Consider the following 17,716-nt stretch of genomic DNA (forward strand, 5'->3'; position numbering starts at 1 on the left):
GAAGGCGGTGTACGTAATACCGTAGCTTGCCGGATGAATATTTCAAGAATACGAGAGATAAAGCGTCCGGGCGGTCGGGATAAGCGCTTCGGTTCCGGCTGTGCAGACCAGTGTAGGTAGACGGGCCGACCTTGGCAACCTGCTTGCGATTCGAGCGGACTCGCATACGGTTGGCCGTGCGCGCCCGCAGAAAAACACCTTAAATCCAGCCGCTTTCCCTGAATACGTCAAGCACCTTGTCGAGCGTGGGAACGATTGCATCGGGGACGTAATCGGGCAACAGCGTCCGGCCGGTTCGCCGGTTGATCCAGATGCATCGGAAGCCGATTTCACGCGCGGCCGCGTGGTCCAGATGCGGACTCGCGCAGATATGAACCGCGTCGTCCTTGCCGACTCCCAGCGCCCGGTACGCATGATTGAAAATGACAGGCGAGGGCTTGTACGCGCCCGCCTGCTGCGCCGTGATGACCCGGTCGATGCACTCGTCCAGTTGCGCCACATTGCCGGCGATAATGTCGTCGTCCGTATTGGAGACGATGCACAAATTGAAGCCTGCATCCTTCAGCGCCCGGAGCGTCGCGACCACTTCCGGAAACGGCGGCATGGCAGAGATGCCTCCCGTAAGCACTTCGATATCCGATGCTTGCGCCGGCAATCCCAGTTCGGTCATCGCAAGCCGCAACCCGTCGCCTGCGACTTCACGAAACGAGCGATGCGGTGTCAACTGCTCCAGGTGATGCTCGTGCCGGTCATATACTTCGATCAGTTCATCGACGTCCGTTCCGCTTTCACCCTGTTTCGCGAGGATCGTCGAAACTGCGGCGCGCAGGCCCTCGTCCCATTGGATCAGCGTGCCGTAGCAGTCGAAGGTCAGCCAGATTGGCCGCGATGTTTGCTTGAGCTTCATTGTTCGGGTCCGTGGTCCAGGAGATCGACTTGAACACAGTTTCGAGTTTGGTGATTCAGTTAGCAAGCGCGTTGCATTAGCCTCGGAAAATACCAGAGGCGGCCGTCGCCGATATGTTCGTATCTAAAGGCGAGATCATCAAGGTCCGCAACGAAGCGATCTGCAAATTTCGCCGAGCCCTTGAAGCCTGCCTGTCAGGGCTCGGCGCAACTTCCTCAAGCCACGAAATATCCGTAGGGCGCATCGAGAAGCGGTGCCGGTCCTTCCTCTGCGCACGGACGGTTTCATAGCCGAACGCTTTAAGTAGAAAACCCATTCTCGTTGGGTGCCGCTTGCAAAATCAGTCGCGCGAGCCGAAAACATTTTCGTCATAATCACGAAAATCGCTTAAGCAGTCTTTGCAATAAAGCTGTGTACTTTCAGTTGTCTTGGCCCAATGATCAAACTCGATGACCTGCTTATCTTCGTGACGGCCGCAGACAGCGGCAGCCTGTCGGCGGCCGCGCGTCAACTCAATTTGACGCCGTCGGTGGCAAGTGTCGGGCTCAAGCGGCTGGAAACGGAACTGGGCGTCAGGCTGCTCGCGCGTTCGACGCGCAGCTTGCGGCTTACACCGGACGGCGAGCGCTATCTGCAATACGCCCGCAACGTCATGGGCGAAGTGGAGGCGGGGCGGCATGCGGTGGCGCGAGGCCGCAAGGCGATAGGAGGGACGGTATCGTTATCGATTCCATCCGACCTTGGACGCCACAAGCTGGCGCCCTGGCTCGATGAATTCCAGGAAAAACATCCCGACGTCACGCTGCAGGTGCGGATTGGCGATCGTGTCACCAACATGTTCAGCAGCCCCGTCGACCTTGCGGTCCGATATGGGACGCCCGAGGATTCAACGCTGATTGCATTGCCGTTGGCGCCGGAGAACAGGCGGGTGTTGTGCGCGTCGCCCGCGTATTTATCGAAGCATGCTTACCCGCTCGTCCCCGAGGACTTGCTCAAGCATAATTGCCTGCGCTTTTCGCTGAGCGATACCGTTCATGACCATTGGATGTTTTATTCCGATGGCGAACCGGTGTCGGTGAATGTACGCGGCAATCGCAGCAGCGATGACGGAGAACTGGTCCGTCGATGGGCGGTCGCCGGACAGGGTCTCGCGTATAAATCGAGAATCGATGTGCTTGCCGATCTGCGCAGCGGCGCGCTTCAGGCTTTGTTGACCGAGCTAGAAGGCGAGAGCGCGCCGCTGAGCCTTGTGTGTGCGCATCGGCTGATGCTTTCTCCCACGATCAACGCATTGCGCGATTTCTTGCAACAGCGGATCGCGCTTTATTTAGCGGGACCCGCCTGAAGCAACTTGTTCAAACCACTGCCGCCAGCCCCAGCGTGAATACCAGCGCGGTCACGGAAATGATCGTCTCACAGACGGTCCACGTCTTGAAGGTCTGCGTCACCGTCATGCCGAAGTATTCCTTTACCAGCCAGAAGCCACCGTCGTTGACATGCGACAGGATCAGCGAACCTGCGCCCGTGGCAAGCACCAGCAGTTCAGGGCGTACGCCGGTCGCGGTCGTTGCGGCCGCTGCCGCTATCGGCGCAATGATGCCCGCCGCGGTGGCCATGGCGACGGTGGCAGAACCGGTCGCTACGCGAATCAGCGCGGCCACGAGCCATGCAAGGATCAGGAGCGGCACGTGCGCACCGGTCGCGACATCCACGATTGCCTTTGAGGCACCGCTGTCGATCAGGATGCGACCGAAGCCCGCACCTGCGCCCACTACAAGCGTGATGCTTGCCGTAGGTGCGAGACACTCGTTAGTGAATTTCAGAATCGAGTCGCGATTGAAGCCGCGTGCGGAGCCGAACGTATAAAAGCTCAACAGCACTGCGAGCAGCAGCGCCATGTCGGGATGACCGATCAAACGCAACACGTTGTTCAGTGTCGACTTGGCCGGTGCGATCAAATCCGCCCAACTGCCGATCAGCATCAGCAACACAGGCAACAGAACCGTCAACAGCGTGATGCCGAAGCTGGGCAATTTCTGCGTGGCACGTGCCGCGTCCTGTTCGATGAACTGCTTCGCCATCGGGTTGACGCCTTCCAGCACGACGAACTTCGCGATCAGTTTGGAGAACAACGGACCCGCAATGATGGCCGTGGGAATGCCGACGATCAGCGCGTAGAAAATCGTATGCCCGATGTCCGCGTTATACGCGGTCACTGCAAGCAGCGCGGCGGGGTGCGGCGGAATCAGGCCGTGCACGACCGAGAGGCCCGCGACCATCGGAATACCGACGCGGATCATCGACGTGCCGGTGCGTTGCGCGACGTTGAACGCAATTGGAATCAGCAGCACGAAGCCGACTTCGAAGAACACGGGCAAGCCGACGAGAAACGCGATACACATCATCGCCCAGTGCACATTCTTCGGGCCGAACAAATCGATCAGCGTGCGGGCAATGCGTTCAGCGCCACCGGACTCGGCCATCATCTTGCCGAGCATGGTGCCCAGGCCAACGACAATCGCAATGTGTCCGAGCGTCCCGCCAACGCCGGTCTCGAATGACTTGAGAATCGACGTCATCGGCATCCCGACGGCAAGCGCGAGCGCAACCGACACCACCATCAGCGTAATAAACGGGTTGAGCTTGAAACGCGCAATCAGCACGACCAGCGCGATGATCGCGATCAACGCGTAGACAAGTAACAGACTTCCCTGGACAGTCGCCATGGAGGCTCCAAGATATCGATCGGAGGAAGGCCGGGCCAAGCGGAATGCATGGCCCGGCGTGCTGGATTAGAACTTGTGGCGAATGCCTGCGACGGCCACGATCTGGCCGTTATTACTCGACGGATTCGTGACGCCTTCAACCCAAGCCTTCGCGCCGGACGAACGCTGGTAGATGCCGTTCAGATAAACATCGGTGGTCTTCGACAGGAAATATTCGCCGCCCAGTGCGAGCTGGTTGTAGTGCGCATTCGCCGCCGTGGCCGAACTGCTGTTCTGGCTCGTATAGATATAGCCGAGTGACAGCAACGTGGCCGGCGTGAACTGATAACGCACGCTTGCTTCGTAGTTCGCGAAGCGCAGGCTGCCGCCCGTCAGCAGGTCGAAGTGCGAGTTCGTATAGAGCAGCGCGACCGTCGCCGGTCCGAATGCATACGCGCCGCCCGCGCCCCACACCTGGTTGCGCGCGACGTTGCTGATGATCGACGAGCTGGTGCTGTAGTAGTTGTCGGACGGCGCCGCACCGGCCGTGTTCGATGCAGGACGATTCACGAGCGAGTAAGCGGCATCGAGACGAACGGGGCCGGCAGCATAGTCGGCGCCTACGCTCCATGCACGGTTGTTCGCGAAGTCGCCGGCGGTGTTCGAGAACGCGTACATGGCATTCGCCGTCAAACCGGCAATCGTGGGCGTGGTGTACTTGACTGCGTTGCTCGTGCGATACGTGTTGTTCAGGTCGTCATTGTCATAGATGGCGTTTCCATACTGGCTCAGCGCGCCGACGCCATTGATCTGCAGGTTCGACAGGTAATCCTGCGCGCTGTTGTACTGGCGCCCAAGCGTGATCGATCCCGCTTTGTTGTTGCTCAGCGCCACCCATGCGCTGCGGCCGAACATGCGTCCGCCCTGACCCGATGCACCGGATTCGAGACTGAAACCATTTTCGAGTTTGAACGAAGCCTTGTTGCCGCCGCCCAGGTCTTCAGTGCCCAGCAGACCCCAGCGTGAACCCTGGACGTTGCCTTGCGTCGCCTGATAGGCGCTGCTGCCTTTTTGATTGTTGGTGTAGGTGAAGCCTGCATCCACGATACCGTAGAGCGTCACACCGCTTTGCGCAAAAGCGGCATGCGCGAAGCTTCCGGTCACGGCGACGGCGATCGCCGTGCGAAGAATCTGCTTGTGCATCTGGGTTTCCTCTGGTCGAAAGAAGGCGCCCGCCGATGAATTTTTGTTATCTTCGGACGGCGTAAGGATTACTAAGCGTGCAAAGTGAAACAACGCCGGAAATCAATCCGGCGCAGCGGTCATACAAAGAAAGCGTGAAAAAAAAGCTCAGTCCGGCCAGTTGCGTCCGGAAAGACGCCGTGCATCGCGTTGATGGAACGGTGTGATCAAAGGTTGCGCTGCGCGTTGTGCGCGCTCGAGCTCTGCAAGCAGGCGTTCAAGAACGATACGTTCCTGTCCAGGATGCAGATTGCACGGATCGATGAAAAAGAAATTCAGCTCGGCTTCATGGTCGCGAACGATCACGGGAATGCTGCCCGCCGGAGGATGCGACAGGGCATCGGCGAGATCCCATGCACTGATACGCGCGTCGCGTGAATCGATGGAAAGCTTCAGCCGGTCGAGCGGATTGCCGGTCGGATCGGCATCGATTTCAGCGCGGATGCCGGGACGTCCGGCGAGGCCGGTGATCCACAGATCGAGGTAACTGCGCTCGCGTGCGCGCACCGCCGCATGATCGCGATGCTGCCATTGTTCAAGCGCGGCGATCGCGCCCGCGATGCCTTCCTTGCCAACCTTCATGCCGCGGCCTATGCCGCCATTCTGGAAATACGCGGCGCGTACCAGCGTTTTCTTGCCTGCCACAATCCCGGCAGTCAAACCGCCGAGGAACTTGTGCGCCGAATACAGCACGAGATCGGCGCCGGCCGCAATGAAGCGCGTGAGGTCGTACTCGGAAGCTGCATCGACAACGACCGGCACGCCCTTCGCATGCGCTTCGGCGATAAACTCTTCGAGCTGGATCAGCCCGAACTGCACGGTGTGGTGCGAGACCACGTAAAGCGCTGCGGTAGTGCGTTCGGTGATGGCCGATGCGAGCTGGTACCCATGCGCTTCGGTGGCGGCGCCCACGGGCACGACGCGGGCGCCGGCCAGGCGGATCGCCTGATCGATGGGTGCGCCATAATTGACGAGGTGGCCCGTCTGGATGACGACCTCGTTGCGCAGACCGCTCGTGTCGGGCAGACGCTCGATCAGGCCGACGTTGTCGCCGGTCATGGTCGCGGCAATGGTGAGGGTGATCGCCGCTGAACACGACGCCGTCACGTAGCCGCTTTCGCTGCCGCAAGCGTGGGCGATCGCGGCCGATGCCTTGCGCTGCAAATCATCGATCTCGACGAACTGCGGCAGGATCGAAGCCACGGCTTCACTGACCGGCTGCGCCACGATGGACGCGCCAAGACTTGTCATCGTGCCGTTCACGTTGATGACCGGGCGCAGACCCAGGCGAGAATAAAAATCCATCGTGCGGCTCCTGATGTTCCTTTATTATGGAACATATGTTGTAATTGTGTATTAGATTAGCATACGATCTGCCTGCGTCCAACTAGACAAAAACAATCAGCCTGAAGGAGCGCAATGACCCGCAAGCCCCGTGAACCTGACGCGGATGTGGCATCAGCCGGTACGGATGGCGCCGCCCCGCGCACCCGCATGAGCGCGATCGATCGTGCAGTGCAGATCCTCGACGCGTTGCAGGAAGCCAACAGGCCGACCACGGCGTACGAGATCGCGCGCATTGTCGGTGCGCCGCTTTCCACCGTGTATTCCATCATCAACGACCTGGTCGAGAAAAATCTCCTTGCGCGCACGCCGGAGGGCGCCATCTGGCTCGGCTCGCGCTTGTATGGCTATGGCTTGACCTATGCGAGTTCGCTCGACTACCTCGCGGTCGCGCACGAAGAAATGAACCGGCTTTCGGCGCACGTCGGCGAGACGGTGCAGGTCTGCGGGCTCGAAGAGGGAATGATGGTCGTGCTGCAGATGGCCGAAGGACCGGGTCATTTCCGGGTGACATCGCGCGTGGGTAGCCGTGTGCCGCTCAACTGGACCGCGTCCGGTCGGTTGCTCGTCGGACATCTGCCAGACGCGGAACGTGTCGCGTATTTTGCTCGGCATGCGAAATCATCTCCGACTGCACGCGCCGAAACGCGGCCCGATATACTCGCGCGCATGGCCCGCGAAGCGCTCGACGCGCGCCTGTCCATTCAGATCGGCGAGTCGGATGCTTCGGTTGCATGCCTTGCTGCACCGGTGCTGGATCAGGCCGGCGATTGCGTCTTCACCATATCGATCGTGATGCCCGAAGCGAAAGCGCTTCAGAGTACTGAACAATTCGGCGATGAGCTAAAAGTGGTTGCCTCCCGCATTGAAACGCGCCTCGGCTGGCATCGGCGCGCAACTGAATTCGTGGCTTGAGCGCCGGTTGTCCGGTCTTTTGTCCCCTTGTCCTCAACACCTGAAAGAGAACTGACGCAACATGGTATTTTCGACTGAGATGAACTGCTACGACCGACTGCGGGCCCGCGGATTGAAGCTTCAGGCCGTGCCCGCGCCGATAGGCAACTTCACTCACTGCACGCGCGAGGGCAACCTGCTGTTTTTATCGGGGCAAGGACCGCTCGACAATACCGGCCGTCTGATGAAAGGCAAGGTCGGTGACGACGTCACCACCGACGAAGCGTATGACCACGCGCAACTCGTGGGCCTCAACCTGCTCTCTGTGCTGCATGCCGAACTGGGCGATCTGAACCGCGTGACGCGCATTGTGAAATTGCTTGGCATGGTCAACGCAACGCCGGATTTCGCAGATCATCCGCGCGTGATCAACGGCTGCTCGGACCTTTTCATCGATGTATTCGGCGACGCCGGCCGGCATTCTCGTTCAGCGGTCGGCGTTGGCTCGCTGCCCGGCAATATCACGGTAGAAATAGAAGCGATCGTCGCGATTCGGGACTAAGTTGTGGCTTCCCCCCGGGGAAGCGACTTTGTCATTGGCGCGTGATCACGAACTCCAGGTATTCGCTTGGCAGCACAAGCGTACCGTCTCCCGAACGATTCCTGCTTTCCATCAGTCCGAGCAACGCATCGCACAAGCGGCTTCTCTTCGGTTTTTCGATGTCCATGATGTATCTGCTTAGCGACTATGAGTTCATTGCGGATGCATTTGTCATGTGCTTATTCTTCAGGAAATTAGTAAGGCATCCAGACTTATTATTGCGGGATGCATCGGCTTTTGGTGGTGTTTGTAAGCCGAGGTTGGTTCGCAGAAAGGTTCGGCTATGCCGCGCGCTGTTTTTGTGCGCCCAAGTTTCGCGAAGGTGCGCGGCGCACCAGAACCAAAACGCTCAGGACGTTCGTGAGCGTACGTCGCGGGCCAAGCCGATCGCTCGGAAGCCTTTTTGGTAAAGGCTTAGTGGGGTTTAGCCGATTAATTCCGGGAAACTGGCACGCCTCCTGCGTTATGAATCCCATCTTGTATGCAAGACGGAATTCATGTCCAACTTTCCCGCCACCACCGGCCACCTGCTTGTATCGGCGCTCGCCGACGCATATGCAGCGCGACGCCGGTCACCGCCTGAAGTCATAGACGCCGTATTCGACCGGATCAGCGTTATCGATCGACCGGAGATATGGACGCTGCTGTTGCCGGCCGAGACGGTTCGTGCGCAAGCGCGTGTGCTTGAGAAGGCGCTTGCCGAAGAGGGTGACGCGGTGTTCGAGCGCCTGCCGCTCTTCGGTGTACCGTTCGCGGTCAAGGACAACATCGACGTCGCGGGCATGCCGACCACCGCCGCGTGCGAACCCTTCAGCTATACGCCGGACACAACCGCGTTCGCCGTTCAGCGCTTGCTCGATGCCGGCGCGCTTCTCATTGGCAAGACCAACCTCGACCAGTTCGCCACGGGACTTGTCGGTACGCGTTCGCCGTTCGGGGCGGTGCGTCAGGTCGAGTTTCCGGAGCGCGTGTCGGGCGGGTCGAGCTCCGGCTCGGCAGTATCTGTCGCGGCGGGTTGCGTTGCGTTTTCGATCGGTACGGACACTGCGGGGTCCGGCCGCGTGCCTGCAGGATTCAACGGAGTGGTTGGCCTCAAGCCATCGCTGGGCCTTGTCAGCAAAAGCGGCGTGGTGCCCGCGTGCCGAAGCCTCGATACGCTGTCGATCTTTGCGCACGATGTCGCCGATGCGTGGCATGTCCTTGCGCAGATGGCGAAGTTCGACGCGGGTGATGCGTACTCGCGGCGGGTTGCGCCATTGGGCGCGGCGTCGTCGCCGTTGCGTCTGGGCGTTCCCGCAGAACTCGAATTCTTCGACGATACAACCGCGCACCAAGCCTTTAACGCAAGCCTCAAAGTGTTGTCGGCTGATCTTGCAACGACACCGGACGCAATCGACTTTGCCCTGTTCAAGCGCGTCTCGGCGTTGCTCTACGATGGCCCGTGGGTCGCCGAACGGCGCGCGGCGCTCGGCGCGTTCTTCGACACCAACTTCGCGGACATCGATGCAACCGTGGCCGCCGTGATCGGCAAGGCGCACAGCTTCAGCGCGGTCGATGCCTTCAACGGCCAGTACGCGCTTGCCGAACTCAAGCGGCAAGCGGAGCGATGTTTCGACGCCATCGATGTCCTGATCGTACCCACCACGCCGACGCATCCGCTTATCGCCGATGTGCAGGCGAGTCCGATCGAACGCAACAGCGAGCTGGGTTACTACACCAACTTCGTGAATCTGCTGGACCTGTGCGCGTTATCGGTGCCGTGCGCGCGTCGAAGCGATGGTTTGCCTGCAGGCGTGACGCTGATTGCGCCGAGCGGCGCGGATCATCGGCTGGCGGTTCTGGGCGCGCGCATCCAGGCGCTTTTCGACAATACGACCCACGCCGCTCCCAATCTTCAACCGTTGCCGTTCCAGGAACCGACCGTTGCACTCGCAGTGGTTGGCGCACACCTGCGCGGGCAGCCGCTCAACCGGCAACTACAGGAAGCGGCCGCGCGTTTCGTCGAAGCGACCAGGACATCGCCTGCGTATCTGCTATTCGCGCTTGCGAATACATCGCCGCCGAAGCCCGGGCTTGTTCGTGACGCGAAACACGAAGGCGCCTCGATCGCCGTCGAAGTATGGGACGTGCCGGTGCGCACGTTCGGGAAGTTCGTGATGGACATTTCATCGCCGATGGGTATCGGCACTGTCGAGCTTGCCGATGGGCGCTTCGTCAAAGGCTTTATCTGCGAACCGTGGGCGGTATCGGCGGACAGCGGCGCACAGGACATCACCGCTTCCGGCGGCTGGATCGCGTACCTCGACGGCCTCAATAAGTAATCAAGTAATCCATAACATTCAATCGAACAGGAACCCATCAAAATGACCAGCCGCCGCACATTCATCAAAGACGCGAGCCTCCTGGCGCTTGCGACCATGGCGCCGTTCCAGTCGGTGTTCGCGGCTGGAAAAACCACCGTCGGCGTGATCTATGTCGGTGCGCGCGGCGACTACGGCTACAACCAGGCGCAGGCCTCGGCCGCGGCGATCATCAAGACCCTGCCGAACGTCAAGGTCGTGGAAGAAGAGAACGTGCCGGAAACCATTGCGGTCCAGAAGTCCATGGAGGCGATGATCGAACAGGACGGCGCCACGCTCATCTTCGCGACCTCCTTTGGTTACTTCGATCCGCACGTGCTCAAGATGGCGGCCAAGTATCCGAACGTGCGCTTCGCGCATTGCGGCGGTTTGTGGAAGCAGGGCAATCCGCCGAACATTGCGAGCTACTTTGGCTATATCGATGAATGCCAGTACCTGAACGGCGTGGTCGCAGGGCACATGAGCAAAAGCAAAAAACTGGGTTTTGTCGCGGCCAAGCCTATTCCGCAGGTGCTGCGCAACATCAACGCCTTCACGCTCGGCGCGCAGTCCGTCGATCCGTCGATCACGACGCAAGTGATTTTCACCGGCGACTGGTCGATGCCCGTGAAGGAAGCGGAAGCGACGAACAGCCTTGTCGATCAGGGTTGCGATGTGATCACGTGTCACGTCGATGGCCCGAAGGTCGTTGTCGAAACCGCCGAAAAGCGTGGCGCGATGAGCTGTGGTTATCACGCGAGCCAGGCGGCGCTCGCACCAAAGGGTTATCTCACGGGCGCCGAATGGGACTGGGCGACGCCATACAAGGAACTCGTGGCCGATGCGCAAGCAGGCAAACCCCAGCCCAACGTATTGCGCGGCGGTTTGAAGGAGGGCTTCGTCAAGATGTCGCCCTACGGCGCAAAAGTCACGCCCGTTGCGAAGAAGGCCGCCGACACGGTCAAGGCCAGCATGATGGCCGGCTCGTTCGTGATCTTCAAGGGGCCGATCAAGGACAACAAGGGTGGGGTCGCGATAGCCGCCGGCACGAGTCATCCGCAAACCGACTACACCCTGGAAAGCATGAACTATCTGGTGTCGGGTGTTTCGGGCCAGATCTGATGGCGTTGTCAAACTGAAGGAGCCGTGATGCGTCCCAATGCTTCGACCGCCCGCGTTTTACTGGCTGTGTTGCCGGCCATTCCGACGGTGCTCGCGCTTGCCGGAACCCTGGTGTTGTTTTCGTTGTTCCTGCTCGTGCAGGGGCAGCCGGTCCTCGATGCGGTCGGCCTCATCGTACAGGGCGCGTTTGGGTCGTCGTTCGCGTGGCAGAGCACGTTGCTGCGTGCGTCGCCGCTGATGCTCACCGCGCTTTGCGTGGCCTTGCCCGCGCAAGTGGGGCTGATCGTGATCGGCGGGGAGGGCGCGCTGGCGCTTGGCGGAATGTGCGCGGCCATCGTTCCGCAGATGCTGCCCGCGAATACGCCGTGGCTCATCGCGACGCCGTTAATGGCGCTTGCCGGCATGCTTGCGGGCGCTGTGTGGATTGGCGCAGTGGGCGCGTTGCGGCAATGGCGCGGCGTGAACGAAACCATCAGCAGTCTGCTGATGGCGTATATCGCGATTGCGCTGTTCAAGTTCTTCGTTGAAGGGCCATTGCGCGATCCCGCGAGCCTCAACAAACCCTCCACGCTCCCGGTCCCCCAGTCGATGTCGATAGGTTCGCTGCCGGGCCTGGAAGTGCACTGGGGCCTGATGTGGGGCGTACTGGCATGCATCGCGGCGTGGGTGTTCGTCAAGTACAGCACCAAGGGTTTCGCGATGCGCATCGTCGGCGGCAGCAATCGCGCGGCGCGTCTGGTCGGCTTGCCGGTGAACGTGCTTGCGTTCGTTGCGTGCGCGCTCGGCGGCGCGGCGGCCGGCCTTGCCGGCATGTTCGAAGTCGCAGCGGTGCAGGGCAGCGCGAATGCATCGCTGCTCGCGGGCTACGGTTATGCGGGCATCCTCGTCGCATTTGCTGCGCGCCAGAATCCGCTCGCGATCATCGTATGCGCGGTAATGATCGGCGGCATCGAGGCGAGCGGCAGCCTGCTGCAGCGCCGTCTCGATCTGCCTGATGCCACCACGCTGGTTCTTCAAGGTCTCCTGTTCGCAAACCTGCTCGCATGGGAAGCGCTGGGCGGCCGGATCGCAGCGTGGCGTGTGCAGTTGCAGGCCGCGGCCATTGCCGATGTCAAGCTGCAGATGGAGCAAACCCATGCCTGATGCACATTCGCCCATCGTGATCCTGCTGCTGTCGCTGGTTGCCGGCGCGATCCGTGTGAGTACGCCGTATCTTTTCGTGAGCCTTGGCGAATGCCTGACCGAGAAGGGCGGCCGTGTAAACCTCGGGCTCGAGGGCATCCTGGTTTCCGGCGCGATGAGCGGTTACGCCGCGTCTTACCTGACAGGTTCGCCGTGGGCCGGCGTGCTCGCGGCGGGGTGTGTCGGCTTGTTGCTCGGGTGCCTGCACGGACTGGTGTGTTCACTTCCCCGCGTCTCCGATATCGCGTTCGGTATCGCGTTGATGCTGCTCGGCACGGGACTCGCGTTTTATCTGGGCAAGCCGTTTATCGAACCGCAGGCGCCCGGGCTTCAGTCGTTCGATTTCGGCGCATGGTCCAGCTCGCCGCAATTGCATAACGCGCTGCACGTGAATCCGCTTTTCGTGATCGGTGTGGTGCTGGCGTTCGCATTGCAGTGGGGATTGCGCAGCACGCGCTGGGGCATGACCCTGCGTCTCGTCGGCGATCACGCGGAGACTGCACGTGCAATGGGTTATCCGCTGACGCGGATTCGGATCATCGCGACGTCCGTAGGTGGCTTTTTTGCGGGCGTGGGCGGTGCGTACTTGTCACTCGTTTATCCGGGTAGCTGGAATGAAGGTTTATCGAGCGGACAAGGGTTGATGGCGGTCGCGCTCGTCATCTTCGCGCGCTGGCAACCGCTGCGATGCCTGTGGGCTGCGTTGCTCTTCGGCGCCGCCGGCGCGCTCGGCCCGGCATTGCAGGCTATCGGCGTGACGAGCGGTTATTACCTCTATAACGCTGCGCCGTACGTGCTCACGCTTGCGATCATGATCATCAATTGCCGTCCCGACCGCACGCTCGCCGGCGCGCCGGGCGAACTGAGTCTCACACGCTGACCCCTTTTTGAAGGCGCTCCGACCATGAACCGATTCATTGAAGCCAGACCTTATCCGTGGCCCTTCGACGGCAACCTTCGCCCCGACAATACCGCGCTCGTTGTCATCGACATGCAGATTGACTTCTGTGGACATGGCGGTTATGTCGACAAGATGGGCTACGACCTGTCGCTCACGCGCGCGCCTATCGAACCGATAAAACACGTGATGAACATGATGCGCGAGCAGGGCTTCACGATCATCCACACGCGCGAAGGGCACCGGCCGGATCTGTCTGATCTGCCTGCAAACAAGCGCTGGCGTAGCCGTCGCGCGGGAACGGAAGGCGTGGGTATCGGCGACGATGGCCCTTGCGGCCGCATTCTCGTGCGCGGCGAACCAGGTTGGGAAATCATCGATGAACTCGCGCCGCTGCCGGGCGAAATTGTCATCGACAAACCCGGCAAGGGCTCGTTCTGCGCCACCGATCTCGAACTGATTCTGCGCACGCGCGGTATCGTGAATCTGGTGCTGACCGGCATCACCACCGACGTCTGCGTGCACACCACCATGCGCGAAGCGAACGACCGCGGTTTCGAATGCACCGTGCTCGCCGATTGTTGTGGCGCGACCGATCCCGGCAACCACGACGCGGCGCTGCACATGATCACGATGCAAGGCGGCGTGTTCGGTACGGTTTCCGATTCACGAGCGCTCCTGACCACGCTCGGCGGCTGACCATGTCCACTGCATCGCATGCGCTCGACGTCGAGATACACAATGCCGGCAAGTCCTTCGGCGCATTTCGCGCGCTCGACAATGTGTCGATCAAGGTCCGCGCGGGCACGGTCCACGCGTTGCTCGGCGAAAACGGTGCGGGCAAGAGCACGCTCGTGAAGGGACTGGTGGGTTACGGCGTGCTCGATGAAGGGCAGATCTCGGTAGGCAATCGCGAGGTTCATATTACGTCGCCGCGTGATGCACAGGCACTGGGTATCGGCATGGTGTACCAGCATTTCACGCTGGCCGCGGGTTTGTCGGTGGAAGAGAACCTGTTGCTGGCGCGCGGTCGCCTGCCCTGGAAAATCGACTGGAAAGCAGAACGCGCGGCACTCGAAACGTTCATGAAGAGCATGCCGTTCCGCCTGCCCCTCGATGCACCGGTGTCGGGCCTCGCGGCCGGGGAAAAGCAGAAGCTGGAGATCCTCAAGCAGTTGTATTTGAAGCAGCGTTTTCTGATCCTCGATGAACCCACTTCCGTCCTCACGCCGCAGGAAGCCGACGAAGTGCTTGGCCTGATGCGCGACCTGACCACGCGCGGCGAGCTGACCGTATTGATGATCACGCACAAGTTCCGCGAAGTGATGGCCTACGCCGACGACGTGACCGTGCTGCGCAAAGGGCGTCAGGCTGGAACGGGCGGGGTGTCGGGCACGAACCGCGACGCGCTGGCCGCGCTGATGATGGGCGCCGATGAAACCCGCGACAACGCCGTGATGGAGGCGGTCACCGCCGAACGGGTCGCACGCAAACCGGTGGACGCTGCAGCGCAGATTCGCCTGGCAATCAGGACGCTTTCCGTCGACGACGATCGCGGCCACGCCGCGGTCAAACATGCGTCGCTGCAGGTTCGTGCGGGAGAGATACTCGGCATTGCGGGAGTATCGGGGAATGGTCAGAAGGAACTGGTCGAAGCGCTTGTCGGGCAACGCCGCGTGAAGGCCGGTGAGATGGAAATCGACGGCCGCGCGTATCGGGCGACACGTGAAGAGATGACGCAACGGCGGGTGTTCGCGATTCCCGAGGAGCCGCTCAAGAATGCGTGCGTGGCGAGCATGAGCGTCGCGCAAAACCTTGCGCTTCGGGACTTTGATCGCGCGCCGCTGCGCCGTGGCGGATGGCGTCTCGACCGCCGCGCGATGCGCGATCGTGCAGCCCAGCTCATTGGTGAATTCAACGTGCGGCCGCCGCTTCCCGAACGCGCCATCGGCACACTCTCGGGCGGCAACGTGCAGCGCGCGGTGCTGGCTCGCGAACTGGGTCAACCCGTCGACGTACTGATCGTCGCGAATCCGGTGTTTGGTCTCGACTTTGCATCGGTGGCTGACATTCACGCACGCATCATGGCCGCACGCGACGCCGGCGCAGCGGTCCTGCTGGTCAGCGAAGATCTCGACGAATTGCTGGAACTGGCGGACCGTATCGCGGTGATCGCGGAAGGCGAACTCGTGTTCGAGACATCCGCCGCACACGCAGATCGTGCAACGCTCGGTCATTACATGGCGGGACATGGCGATACGGTCGCGCAAAACGTGCCTGCAGCCGAACCTTTGAAGGAGGTCATTGAATGAGCTCGAGTGGATTGGGCGGATTGAACAAGTCGCCAAACGGCATCGTGGTCGGACTGGTGCAATTGCAGAATCCGGATGTCGCGACGCGCGAAGAACTCGCTGCGCAGACGCACAAGATCGTGGCAATGGTCGGCAAGGCGCGACGCAACAATCCGTCGATGGACCTCGTAGTGTTTCCGGAGTACGCGCTACACGGTCTCTCCATGCGCACGGATGACGCCATCATGTGTACGCTCGATGGTCCCGAAGTAGCGGCGTTCAAGGCAGCGTGTATCGAGCACAGGATCTGGGGCTGCTTCTCGATCATGGAACTCAATCCGGGCGGAAATCCGTACAACAGCGGACTGATCATCGACGATTCAGGCGAGGTCAGACTTTATTATCGCAAGCTGCATCCATGGGTGCCGGTCGAGCCGTGGGAGCCTGGAAACATAGGGGTTCCGGTGTGCATCGGGCCGAAGGGTGCGGTGCTTTCGCTCATCATCTGCCACGACGGCATGTTCCCCGAGATGGCGCGCGAAGCCGCGTACAAGGGCGCGGAAATCATTCTGCGCACAGCGGGATATACCGCGCCGATACGTCACGCATGGCGTATCACGAACCAGTCGAACGCATTCCAGAACCTCGCGCAAACGGCAAGCGTGTGTCTCTGCGGCACCGACGGCAGTTTTGATTCCATGGGCGAAGGCATGTTCTGCGATTTCGATGGCACGGTGATGGTGGACGGCAGCCATCGACCGGACGAAATCATCACTTGTGAAATGCGGCCTGACCTCGTTCGCGAAGCGCGCTTGAACTGGGGTGTCGAGAACAACATCTATCAGTTCGGGCATCGCGGATATGTTGCCGTGAAGGGCGGCGCGCAGGATTGCCCGTACACGTTCATGCATGACATGGTGCATGGTGAATATCGGTTGCCATGGGAAGACGGCGTGAAGGTAACAGACGGAACGTCCTGCGGTTTCGCGCCACCCGAGCGCGCCTACAAGGGTATGTCATGACGTTGCCGATCAACCAGCCCGAGGTGATCGCACAAGTGTGCGCGGCGTTCGTCGAATATGAACGCGCGCTGGTCGCCAATGACATCGAGACCATGAATGCACTGTTCTGGAATGCAACCGAGACCGTGCGTTATGGCATTGCCGAGATCCAGCATGGGGGCGACGCCATCCGCCAATGGCGCGAGACGTGCGCGCCAGTGCCGGCTTCGCGCAAGTTGCACCGGACCATCGTCACGACTTTTGGCGCGGACTTCGCAACCGTCAGCACTGAATTCACGAGCGATACCACGCCGTTGATCGGAAGGCAGATGCAAAGCTGGGCTCGCATTGGCGATGACGGCGACTGGAAAATCGTCGCCGCGCACGTCAGCCTGATTCCCGAACCCTGAAACGCCGATAATAAGAACAAACGGGAGCGCGAATGCAGGAAGACACGATTGAAGCGGGTATTGAAATAGTTGAGCCAAACGCGGCCAATCCGCTTGCCGAACAGGTTTATCAGCGGCTGAAGCACGACATCTTCAACTTCAGGCTGTTTCCGGGCGACCGCTTTTCTGAGAACGGTATCGCGCAGTATTACGGTGTATCGCGCACGCCCATGCGCGACGGCCTGTTCCGACTGCAACGCGAGGGTTACCTGGAAGTGGGTTTCCGGCGCGGCTGGAAGGTCGCGACGATCGACTTCAATCAGATGGACCAGCTCTACGATCTGCGCATCGTGCTCGAACTCGCCGCGCTCGAACGAATGACTGCGGGCGGCGACGCGGCGCGCGCTGCTATCGATGCGCTCAAGGCAATCTGGTGCGTCGAGCCCGAAGCCCGTGAATCCGACGCCGTGAAAATGTTTGGCATGGACGAGGATTTTCATCGGCGAGTGGTGTCCGCAACGGGTAATGCCGAGATGGTCCGCGTGCATAACGACGTGACAGAACGCATCCGCATCGTGCGCCGCCTCGATTTTCTGAAGCCGCACAGGACCAGCGCGACTTACGACGAACATTCGACCATGCTGCATCTGATCGAACGCAAACGCCTGACTGAGGCATCCATCTTGCTGCGGGCCCATATCACGCAGAGCAAGCTGGAAGTCCGGAAGATCACCGTCTCAATGCTCGATGCAGCCCGTGATGTAAAGCTGCCATTCGTGTCGTAGGTCAATCCGGCCGCCG

Annotated in this window: 17 protein-coding genes; 12 read left to right on the plus strand and 5 right to left on the minus strand. The window is 60.7% G+C overall.

The annotated features are described in order from the left end of the window. Nucleotides 1–199 precede the first annotated feature (199 nt). The gene (locus AX768_RS24610; protein ID WP_062002732.1) at nucleotides 200–907 is read right to left on the minus strand and encodes a haloacid dehalogenase type II; all 708 of its coding nucleotides are present in this window, start codon (nucleotides 905–907) and stop codon (nucleotides 200–202) included. 436 nt (nucleotides 908–1,343) lie between these two features. Between AX768_RS24610 and AX768_RS24620 the strand changes: the two genes are divergently transcribed. Further along, nucleotides 1,344–2,252, plus strand: a complete 909-nt coding sequence (locus tag AX768_RS24620; protein WP_062002734.1) for a LysR family transcriptional regulator — start codon at nucleotides 1,344–1,346, stop codon at nucleotides 2,250–2,252. A 10-nt stretch (nucleotides 2,253–2,262) separates the two neighbouring features. Here AX768_RS24620 and AX768_RS24625 read toward each other — a convergent pair whose 3' ends face one another. The 3 genes from AX768_RS24625 to AX768_RS24635 all read right to left on the minus strand — a co-directional run bounded on the left by AX768_RS24625 (nucleotide 2,263) and on the right by AX768_RS24635 (nucleotide 6,159). Then, nucleotides 2,263–3,633 (minus strand): GntT/GntP/DsdX family permease, encoded by a 1,371-nt coding sequence (locus AX768_RS24625; RefSeq protein WP_062002735.1) that lies wholly within the window; start codon nucleotides 3,631–3,633, stop codon nucleotides 2,263–2,265. A 66-nt stretch (nucleotides 3,634–3,699) separates the two neighbouring features. After that, the gene (locus tag AX768_RS24630; protein ID WP_062002736.1) at nucleotides 3,700–4,815 is read right to left on the minus strand and encodes a porin; all 1,116 of its coding nucleotides are present in this window, start codon (nucleotides 4,813–4,815) and stop codon (nucleotides 3,700–3,702) included. 147 nt (nucleotides 4,816–4,962) lie between these two features. Further along, nucleotides 4,963–6,159 carry an aminotransferase class V-fold PLP-dependent enzyme gene (locus AX768_RS24635; RefSeq protein ID WP_062002737.1) on the minus strand — a complete coding sequence of 399 codons (1,197 nt, stop codon included), beginning with the start codon at nucleotides 6,157–6,159 and terminating at the stop codon, nucleotides 4,963–4,965. 114 nt (nucleotides 6,160–6,273) lie between these two features. Here AX768_RS24635 and AX768_RS24640 point away from each other — a divergent pair, with 114 nt between their 5' ends. Together AX768_RS24640 and AX768_RS24645 are read left to right on the plus strand one after the other, a co-directional pair. Beyond that, nucleotides 6,274–7,113 (plus strand): IclR family transcriptional regulator, encoded by an 840-nt coding sequence (locus AX768_RS24640; protein ID WP_062002738.1) that lies wholly within the window; start codon nucleotides 6,274–6,276, stop codon nucleotides 7,111–7,113. Between the two features lie 79 nt (nucleotides 7,114–7,192). Continuing rightward, the gene (locus AX768_RS24645; RefSeq protein WP_062002739.1) at nucleotides 7,193–7,654 is read left to right on the plus strand and encodes a RidA family protein; all 462 of its coding nucleotides are present in this window, start codon (nucleotides 7,193–7,195) and stop codon (nucleotides 7,652–7,654) included. A 31-nt stretch (nucleotides 7,655–7,685) separates the two neighbouring features. Here AX768_RS24645 and AX768_RS34140 read toward each other — a convergent pair whose 3' ends face one another. Further along, nucleotides 7,686–7,820 carry a hypothetical protein gene (locus AX768_RS34140; RefSeq protein ID WP_256927540.1) on the minus strand — a complete coding sequence of 45 codons (135 nt, stop codon included), beginning with the start codon at nucleotides 7,818–7,820 and terminating at the stop codon, nucleotides 7,686–7,688. A 370-nt stretch (nucleotides 7,821–8,190) separates the two neighbouring features. Here AX768_RS34140 and atzF point away from each other — a divergent pair, with 370 nt between their 5' ends. Genes atzF through AX768_RS24695 form a run of 9 tightly spaced genes read left to right on the plus strand, consistent with a single transcriptional unit; the run spans nucleotide 8,191 to nucleotide 17,700 of the window. Continuing rightward, the gene (gene atzF / locus AX768_RS24655) at nucleotides 8,191–10,014 is read left to right on the plus strand and encodes an allophanate hydrolase (RefSeq protein ID WP_062002741.1); all 1,824 of its coding nucleotides are present in this window, start codon (nucleotides 8,191–8,193) and stop codon (nucleotides 10,012–10,014) included. A 42-nt stretch (nucleotides 10,015–10,056) separates the two neighbouring features. Further along, nucleotides 10,057–11,154 (plus strand): BMP family ABC transporter substrate-binding protein, encoded by a 1,098-nt coding sequence (locus tag AX768_RS24660; protein WP_062002742.1) that lies wholly within the window; start codon nucleotides 10,057–10,059, stop codon nucleotides 11,152–11,154. A gap of 27 nt (nucleotides 11,155–11,181) precedes the next feature. Continuing rightward, entirely contained in the window at nucleotides 11,182–12,297 is a 1,116-nt protein-coding gene (locus tag AX768_RS24665) for an ABC transporter permease (RefSeq protein WP_062002743.1), read from the plus strand. After that, nucleotides 12,290–13,216 (plus strand): ABC transporter permease, encoded by a 927-nt coding sequence (locus AX768_RS24670; RefSeq protein ID WP_062002744.1) that lies wholly within the window; start codon nucleotides 12,290–12,292, stop codon nucleotides 13,214–13,216. Before AX768_RS24665 ends, AX768_RS24670 begins: the two co-directional genes overlap by 8 nt. A gap of 24 nt (nucleotides 13,217–13,240) precedes the next feature. Further along, nucleotides 13,241–13,933: a biuret amidohydrolase gene (gene biuH, locus AX768_RS24675; protein WP_062002745.1), complete on the plus strand. Its 693-nt coding sequence runs from the start codon at nucleotides 13,241–13,243 to the stop codon at nucleotides 13,931–13,933. 2 nt (nucleotides 13,934–13,935) lie between these two features. After that, complete coding sequence (locus AX768_RS24680) at nucleotides 13,936–15,546, plus strand: ABC transporter ATP-binding protein (RefSeq protein ID WP_062002746.1); 1,611 nt, start codon at nucleotides 13,936–13,938, stop codon at nucleotides 15,544–15,546. Beyond that, a complete protein-coding gene (locus AX768_RS24685) occupies nucleotides 15,543–16,547 on the plus strand; it encodes a formamidase (protein ID WP_062002747.1) in 1,005 nt (334 codons plus the stop codon). The genes AX768_RS24680 and AX768_RS24685 overlap by 4 nt, the downstream gene beginning before the upstream one ends. Then, nucleotides 16,544–16,936, plus strand: coding sequence for an oxalurate catabolism protein HpxZ (gene hpxZ, locus AX768_RS24690; protein WP_062002748.1), 393 nt, complete (start codon nucleotides 16,544–16,546; stop codon nucleotides 16,934–16,936). The genes AX768_RS24685 and hpxZ overlap by 4 nt, the downstream gene beginning before the upstream one ends. A 32-nt stretch (nucleotides 16,937–16,968) precedes the next feature. Beyond that, nucleotides 16,969–17,700 carry a GntR family transcriptional regulator gene (locus tag AX768_RS24695; protein WP_062002749.1) on the plus strand — a complete coding sequence of 244 codons (732 nt, stop codon included), beginning with the start codon at nucleotides 16,969–16,971 and terminating at the stop codon, nucleotides 17,698–17,700. Nucleotides 17,701–17,716 lie beyond the last annotated feature (16 nt).

The sequence above is a fragment of the Burkholderia sp. PAMC 28687 genome (assembly GCF_001577465.1).
In the GTDB taxonomy this organism is placed as follows: Bacteria; Pseudomonadota; Gammaproteobacteria; order Burkholderiales; family Burkholderiaceae; genus Caballeronia.

What these genes read in the sequence shown, in the direction of transcription:
- AX768_RS24670 (WP_062002744.1), top strand. Translation starts at nt 12,290, where the DNA reads ATGCCTGATGCACATTCGCCCATCGTGATCCTGCTGCTGTCGCTGGTT.
- AX768_RS24660 (WP_062002742.1), top strand. Translation starts at nt 10,057, where the DNA reads ATGACCAGCCGCCGCACATTCATCAAAGACGCGAGCCTCCTGGCGCTT.
- AX768_RS24680 (WP_062002746.1), top strand. Translation starts at nt 13,936, where the DNA reads ATGTCCACTGCATCGCATGCGCTCGACGTCGAGATACACAATGCCGGC.
- hpxZ (WP_062002748.1), top strand. Translation starts at nt 16,544, where the DNA reads ATGACGTTGCCGATCAACCAGCCCGAGGTGATCGCACAAGTGTGCGCG.
- AX768_RS24635 (WP_062002737.1), bottom strand. Translation starts at nt 6,159, where the DNA reads ATGGATTTTTATTCTCGCCTGGGTCTGCGCCCGGTCATCAACGTGAAC.
- AX768_RS24640 (WP_062002738.1), top strand. Translation starts at nt 6,274, where the DNA reads ATGACCCGCAAGCCCCGTGAACCTGACGCGGATGTGGCATCAGCCGGT.
- AX768_RS24620 (WP_062002734.1), top strand. Translation starts at nt 1,344, where the DNA reads ATGATCAAACTCGATGACCTGCTTATCTTCGTGACGGCCGCAGACAGC.
- biuH (WP_062002745.1), top strand. Translation starts at nt 13,241, where the DNA reads ATGAACCGATTCATTGAAGCCAGACCTTATCCGTGGCCCTTCGACGGC.
- AX768_RS24630 (WP_062002736.1), bottom strand. Translation starts at nt 4,815, where the DNA reads ATGCACAAGCAGATTCTTCGCACGGCGATCGCCGTCGCCGTGACCGGA.
- AX768_RS24695 (WP_062002749.1), top strand. Translation starts at nt 16,969, where the DNA reads ATGCAGGAAGACACGATTGAAGCGGGTATTGAAATAGTTGAGCCAAAC.
- AX768_RS24625 (WP_062002735.1), bottom strand. Translation starts at nt 3,633, where the DNA reads ATGGCGACTGTCCAGGGAAGTCTGTTACTTGTCTACGCGTTGATCGCG.
- atzF (WP_062002741.1), top strand. Translation starts at nt 8,191, where the DNA reads ATGTCCAACTTTCCCGCCACCACCGGCCACCTGCTTGTATCGGCGCTC.
- AX768_RS24610 (WP_062002732.1), bottom strand. Translation starts at nt 907, where the DNA reads ATGAAGCTCAAGCAAACATCGCGGCCAATCTGGCTGACCTTCGACTGC.
- AX768_RS34140 (WP_256927540.1), bottom strand. Translation starts at nt 7,820, where the DNA reads ATGGACATCGAAAAACCGAAGAGAAGCCGCTTGTGCGATGCGTTGCTC.
- AX768_RS24665 (WP_062002743.1), top strand. Translation starts at nt 11,182, where the DNA reads ATGCGTCCCAATGCTTCGACCGCCCGCGTTTTACTGGCTGTGTTGCCG.
- AX768_RS24685 (WP_062002747.1), top strand. Translation starts at nt 15,543, where the DNA reads ATGAGCTCGAGTGGATTGGGCGGATTGAACAAGTCGCCAAACGGCATC.
- AX768_RS24645 (WP_062002739.1), top strand. Translation starts at nt 7,193, where the DNA reads ATGAACTGCTACGACCGACTGCGGGCCCGCGGATTGAAGCTTCAGGCC.